Annotated in this window: 6 protein-coding genes; 4 read left to right on the forward strand and 2 right to left on the reverse strand. The window is 63.2% G+C overall.

What is annotated here, in order from left to right:
- From EOA22_RS21600 to EOA22_RS21610, 3 genes are all read left to right on the forward strand, one after another.
- Positions 1-741, forward strand: a 741-nt coding sequence (locus EOA22_RS21600) for a pirin family protein (RefSeq protein ID WP_164755718.1), incomplete at its 5' end; no start/stop codon positions are given.
- Between the two features lie 142 nt (positions 742-883).
- The gene (dxs, locus tag EOA22_RS21605; protein WP_063167673.1) at positions 884-2797 is read left to right on the forward strand and encodes a 1-deoxy-D-xylulose-5-phosphate synthase; all 1914 of its coding nucleotides are present in this window, start codon (positions 884-886) and stop codon (positions 2795-2797) included.
- 148 nt (positions 2798-2945) lie between these two features.
- Positions 2946-3239 carry a hypothetical protein gene (locus tag EOA22_RS21610; protein ID WP_024503606.1) on the forward strand — a complete coding sequence of 98 codons (294 nt, stop codon included), beginning with the start codon at positions 2946-2948 and terminating at the stop codon, positions 3237-3239.
- An 88-nt stretch (positions 3240-3327) separates the two neighbouring features.
- Here EOA22_RS21610 and EOA22_RS21615 read toward each other — a convergent pair whose 3' ends face one another.
- Both EOA22_RS21615 and EOA22_RS21620 read right to left on the reverse strand, forming a co-directional pair.
- Complete coding sequence (locus EOA22_RS21615; RefSeq protein WP_063167674.1) at positions 3328-4479, reverse strand: GNAT family N-acetyltransferase; 1152 nt, start codon at positions 4477-4479, stop codon at positions 3328-3330.
- Positions 4476-5471 carry a sterol desaturase family protein gene (locus tag EOA22_RS21620; protein WP_063167675.1) on the reverse strand — a complete coding sequence of 332 codons (996 nt, stop codon included), beginning with the start codon at positions 5469-5471 and terminating at the stop codon, positions 4476-4478. The genes EOA22_RS21615 and EOA22_RS21620 overlap by 4 nt, the downstream gene beginning before the upstream one ends.
- Before the next feature lie 326 nt (positions 5472-5797).
- Between EOA22_RS21620 and EOA22_RS21625 the strand changes: the two genes are divergently transcribed.
- The coding region (locus EOA22_RS21625; RefSeq protein ID WP_281040773.1) for an SAM-dependent methyltransferase at positions 5798-6163 on the forward strand (366 nt) is incomplete at its 3' end.

Here is a 6163-nt window from a genome sequence, read left to right on the forward strand (position 1 = left end):
ATCCTGCGGGCCGGCCAGGCGCTGGACGTCCGTCCGCATCCGCATATCGGACTGTCGACGGTCACCTATCTGTTCGACGGCAAGATCCGGCACCGCGACTCCCTCGGCACCGAAATGGTCATTCAGCCCGGCGACGTGAATTTGATGACCGCCGGCCGCGGCATCGTCCATTCGGAGCGTACGCCGGAGGAACTGCGTGGCGCGCCGATGTCGGTATCCGGCCTGCAGACATGGCTGGCGCTGCCGGACGACAAGGAAGAGGTGGCTCCTGTGTTCGAGAACACAGGAGCGCTCAGGCTTCCCGAGATTGATGCCGAAGGCGTCAACGGGCGCCTCATCATCGGCGATTTCCAAGGATTACGGTCCCCGGTCAGGGCCGATTCGGAGACGCTCTACGCCGACCTGCGCCTGGCGCCCGGCGCCAGCGTGAAAATCCCTGCCGATGCGGAAGAGCGCGCCATTTACACGCTGGAAGGCGAGGTCTCGATTTCGGGCGATGTGTTCCCAGCCGAACGGCTGCTGGTCTTCCGTCCCGGTGACGAGATCGTCGTGTCGTCGCAGACCGGGGCGCATTTCATGCTGTTCGGCGGCGCCTCTCTTGGTTCGAAGCGTTACATCTGGTGGAATTTCGTCTCGTCGTCGAAAGAGCGTATCGAACAGGCGAAAGAGGAATGGAAGACAGGCCGCTTCGACATCGTTCCAGGAGACGAGGAAGAGTTCATTCCGCTGCCGGAAAGCTGATGCCTGTCGCCCAAAGTGGCCCGGTTTTGGGGAAACGACCTGCATAGAAGCAAAAGACCACAGTCTGATCCGCGTCACTGACACGCATTTACTTTCGCCGGCCGGCGGCCTATTTCGCCCATCAACCGAAAGCCTGAGCACCGTGAACGCAACGCCGCATACGCCGCTTCTCGACAAGGCCCGCATCCCGGCCGACCTGCGCATGCTTGCCGAGAGTGAGCTGCCGCAACTGGCGTCCGAGCTTCGCGCCGAGCTGGTCGACGCGGTATCCCGCACGGGTGGTCATCTGGGCGCCGGCCTTGGCGTGGTCGAGCTGACAGTGGCGCTGCACTATGTCTTCAACACCCCCGATGATCGGCTGATCTGGGATGTCGGCCACCAGGCCTATCCGCACAAGATCCTGACCGGCCGCCGCGACCGTATCCGCACGCTGCGCCAGGAAGGCGGCCTGTCCGGCTTCACCCGCCGCGCCGAGAGCGAGTACGATCCCTTCGGCGCTGCCCACTCCTCGACATCGATATCGGCCGGCCTCGGCATGGCCGCGGCCCGCGATCTCTCCGGCGGCCGCAACAATGTCATCGCCGTCATCGGCGACGGCGCCATGTCTGCCGGCATGGCCTACGAGGCGATGAACAATGCCGGCGCGCTCGATGCACGGCTGATCGTCATTCTCAACGACAACGACATGTCGATCGCGCCGCCAACCGGCGCCATGAGCGCCTATCTGGCGCGGCTGGCCTCCGGCAAGGCCTATATCGGCCTGCGCGATTTCGGCAAAAAACTGACATCTTATCTCGGCAAGCGGGCGGATCGTGCGATCACAAGGGCGGTCGAGCATGCACGCGGCTACGTCACCGGCGGCACGCTGTTCGAGGAACTCGGCTTCTATCACATCGGCCCGATCGACGGCCACAATCTGGAGCATCTGATCCCGGTCCTGAAAAATGTCCGAGACAATGGCGAAGGCCCGGTGCTCATCCATGTCGTCACCCAGAAGGGCAAGGGCTATGCGCCGGCGGAAGCCGCCGCCGACAAATATCACGGCGTCAACAAGTTCGACGTCATCACCGGCGCGCAGGCCAAGGCGCCGGCCAACGCACCGGCCTACACCAAGGTGTTCGCCGAAAGCCTGGTCCAGGAGGGCCGCGAGGACGACCGCATCGTCGCCGTCACCGCAGCCATGCCGAGCGGTACCGGCCTCGACCTGTTCGGCGAAGCGTTCCCGTCGAGGACCTTCGATGTCGGCATCGCCGAACAGCACGCGGTGACCTTCGCCGCCGGCCTCGCCACCGAAGGCTACAAGCCGTTCGCGGCCATCTATTCCACCTTCCTGCAGCGCGCCTACGACCAGGTCGTCCACGACGTCGCCATCCAGAAATTACCGGTGCGCTTTCCCATCGACCGCGCCGGCTTCGTCGGCGCCGATGGCGCCACCCATTGCGGCGCCTTCGACACCACCTTCCTGGCGACACTGCCGGGCTTCGTGGTGATGGCGGCGGCCGACGAGGCGGAGCTGCGCCACATGGTACGCACCGCGGCAAGCTATGATGACGGCCCGATCGCCTTTCGCTATCCGCGCGGCAATGGCGTTGGCGTCGACATGCCGGAGCGTGGCTCCGTGCTCGAAGTCGGCAAGGGCCGCATCGTCAGGGAGGGCACCAAGGTAGCATTGCTGTCCTTCGGCACACGGCTGCAGGATTGCCTGATCGCCGCCGAGGAGCTAGGGGCTGCCGGGCTCTCCACCACGGTCGCCGACGCCCGTTTCGCCAAGCCGCTCGACGAGGATCTGATCCGGCGGCTGGCCCGCTCGCATGAGGTTCTGGTGACGGTGGAGGAGGGCGCCGTCGGCGGCTTCGCCAGCCATGTGCTGCAGTTCCTCGCCCATGAAGGCCTGCTGGAAAGCGGCCTGAAGGTGCGCCCGCTGGTGCTGCCCGACGTGTTTACCGACCACGCCAAGCCGGAAAAGATGTATGCCGATGCCGGGCTCGATGCTGCCGGCATCGTGCGCACCGTGTTCGTCGCGCTCGGGCATACGGTTCGCGCCCAGCGCGCCTGAATCAAAGTCTCAGTGACTTGAATCAGTTTGCCGGCCAACGTTCTTAACGCGTTGTTTACGCTGCCGTTTGGCGCTTTGCTTACCGTGTCTCTTGGCCGTTTTTCAACGGCGCCCTGCTAGATCGTGATCAGGCAGGGAGACAGCAACAATGAAAACGCTTCTGTGCGGCGCAGCGCTTTGCGCCGTCATCGTCGCGCCGGCCACAGCCGAAACGCGCTATGATCGCAGCCTCGAAAAGGCGGCCATGGGCATCGTCGCCGGCAAGATGGGCGACATCCGCGGCGGCTTTTCCTTCAAGCAGGTGCCGCAACTGGTGGTTCTGCCGGCCCCCGTTCCCGCACCTGCGGTTGCCATCGAGCCTTCACGCGAGCAAGCGTCGGGAGGGCGTGCGGATGGGTTGTCTCCGGCCGTCGAGCGCCCGGTTTCGCGAAGCGTATTCTGAGCTAGAGACCAGCAAGCCCTGATCGGGATTGCCCGATCGTTTCATCGTGCTTTGCCGCTGTGCGGGTGATCTAAAGGCGTCGGCACTGCTACTCCGCCGCCACCAGCTCCGCTTGTTGCGCCGGTTTCTCGGGGCGCCAGGATTGCGCCGCGTGGCGGGCGCGGTCTGCCAGGGCGGCAAGGCGTCCGCGCAGGTTTCGTCCACCCACCACTGACGACAAGATCACCGAATGCGTCGCAAAGCGGCGCTTGAAATCCTCGCCGCCGCAGAGAAAATCGATCGTGGTCAAGCCCCTGTCGAACGACCACTGGATGTAATCCATCATCAAGACCATGCCCGGCGAGGCCCGTTCGAAGGCCGGATCATAGGTGGTGACGAAAGCCATCATGGTTCCATGCTGCTCGAAATTGATCGATATGGCGATGATCTCGTCTTCGCGTTCGAGCACGAAGATGCGCAGCAACCCAAGCCCGGCCAGAACGGAGATCAGTGCCGGCAGCGCGGGGGAACCTTCGTCGAACAGGTCCGAAACGCGGCCGTGTTTTGCGAGCCATAGCCGTTTCAGCGCGGCGACGCGTTCCAGCACCGGCTCGCGGGCTTCGTGCGCATCCATCAGGCGGAAACGCAGCGCGCCGCCTTCCTCCATGAATTTGTAACCACGGCGATAGTTTTGCCGGGTTTTCTTCGACTGGCTTTCAAACCATTGTGCGCCGCGTTGTCCGGCGCTGGAAACTCGGTAGCTGACCTCGCTGCGGTGGCTCGGCTGCAAGATGCTGCCCTGGCCTGGGGCGGCGGGACCAAGCAGGGTCCGGAATCGAGCATCGGGCAACAGCCGATTGAGATACGCAAGATCGAAGCCGCTATCGTCGAGGATATGTTGCCAGAGTTGCGGCAGGATCTGTGGCTCTGCATCGGGAGCAAGCAGGACATCGCCATAGTCGCAGTGATCCTTCGCCGCCCATTCCAGCATACGGATGCCCGAGCGCCAGAAGGTCGCGAGCGCAATGACCGCCTCGAGGCGCTCGCCGCTCCAGACCAGGCCGATCCTGAGGCCGCGGCGGTCCTGATGCGGTGTGGTGTGCCACCAGGCCGAGATCCAGTCGGGATGCTGGAAAACGAGGCCGCCGGCGCGTTGCCAGAGCGCTGCCCAGGCGGGCGCGATTTCTGCCAGTCGCTCTGGCGAGGTTGCAATTTCGATCCGGTGCGCTTGCTGCATCCGAAACACGGCCGGTCCGTTCATGGCTTGCCCCCCTGCGGCGATTGCTGTGGCTCGGGCTTGTCGGCGCGGAAATGTCTGGCGATCTGCCGCCACATCCGCTGCAGCGGCATGACATAGAGGCCTGCGAGCGACTGGTAGTCGCGCACGTTGCGTTCGATCAAACCGAACTTGAAGTCCTCGTCGGGTTTCGGAACGCACAGAGTTCCGAAGAGCCGATCCCAGAACGAGAAGAGCAGCCCGAAGTTCTTGTCGTAATGGCGCGGGTCGGTGCTGTGGTGCAACTGATGCCAGTGTGGGCACAGGATCAGATTGTTCAACGGCCCAAACGAGATCTTGAAATGCGTGTGCCTGACGAAATCCATCATCAGGATGTTGCGTATGATGTAGACGTTGACGCCGAAGACCGTCAGTTCAACCAGGTTCAGCGACACCAGCGACCAGATGCCGACGCAGATGCCGGGAATGACGCCGTCCCAGGCCCGGTTCATCAATTCGTCGAGCGGGTGGACGCGATCCTTGGTGATGCCGACCATCACCTCGGCCGAATGGTGCACCTTGTGCAGTTCCCAGAGCACCGGGTAGCGGTGCTGGGCGACATGATAGAGATAGTACGAAATGTCGTAGGCAAGCAGCATGGTGAGGGTGAAGATCGTCACCGTCACAGGCCCCGCCGGCCCCTCGATCAGAGGCGGCTGGATTGCCAGCAGCGTGGAGAGCAACCAGTTCGTCGCATAGCCGACGGCGCTGACGAAGACGACGCCGGCGGGCAGCATGAGGAATGGCATCAGCGCCTTCCGCGTCACCCAGAACAAAAGGTCGGCTTTCGCCGAAGGATGCGTGATGACCTCATGCGGGACCGCGAACTCGAAGAACTCTTTCCAGCTCTTTTTCTCGACCGTGCGCCAATAGGCGACCAGGGCACTGGCCAAAGCAGTCAGCAACAGAAGTCCGGTCGCCAGCAGGCCGGCGCCAGAAATCCGGTCAAGAACCTTGTAGACGATGTCGCTGGCCATTTCCAAAGTTGCCGCCTCTTCATCCGGGTTTTCCCGTCGTCGCGGTCATAACATTGAAGTCCTCAAGCAAATGCGATGAAAATTGGTTAAGAAATCATGAGGCTTTCTAGATTGTTGGTATTTACCCGCAGGCGGTGAGACCTCATGCTTCGGCGGTCATCCGTCTCAACGGGCGTAACGCATGGGTATTCATAAGGATGGTCGGCGGGACGGGACGCCTCACCATCGTCGCCGTGCAAGATGCTGAGCGTGATGATGGGAACGGGAGACGAAATGCTTCCAGCTGGCGCTCTTGCCATCGTCGTCGGCTTTCGCCATGAAGGCCGATGAATTCGCCTCTGCCAGCCAGCGCACGCCAGCGGCTCGACGACCTGCTCGTCCAGCGCGGGCTGTTTGCCAGCCGCTCGCGTGCCCGCGACGCGGTCGAGCGCGGCACTGTGACCGTCGACGGCCTCATTGCGCGCAAGCCCGGCCAGAGCGTTTTGCCGCAATGTCACGTTACCATCGATGATCCGGCGCAAGGCTATGTGTCGCGCGCGGCACTCAAGCTGATCGGCGGGCTCGATCATTTCGGCCTCGATCCTGCCGGCCGTGAAGCGCTCGACATCGGCGCCTCGACCGGCGGCTTCACCCAGGTGTTGCTCGAGCGCGGCGTGGCCCATGTCACCGCCGTCGATGTTGGTCCTGGCCAG

This window comes from Mesorhizobium sp. M7A.F.Ca.US.014.04.1.1, from assembly GCF_003998745.1.
GTDB classification, from domain to species: Bacteria; Pseudomonadota; Alphaproteobacteria; order Rhizobiales; family Rhizobiaceae; genus Mesorhizobium; species Mesorhizobium ciceri.

What these genes read in the sequence shown, in the direction of transcription:
- EOA22_RS21610 (WP_024503606.1), top strand. Translation starts at nt 2,946, where the DNA reads ATGAAAACGCTTCTGTGCGGCGCAGCGCTTTGCGCCGTCATCGTCGCG.
- EOA22_RS21615 (WP_063167674.1), bottom strand. Translation starts at nt 4,479, where the DNA reads ATGAACGGACCGGCCGTGTTTCGGATGCAGCAAGCGCACCGGATCGAA.
- EOA22_RS21620 (WP_063167675.1), bottom strand. Translation starts at nt 5,471, where the DNA reads ATGGCCAGCGACATCGTCTACAAGGTTCTTGACCGGATTTCTGGCGCC.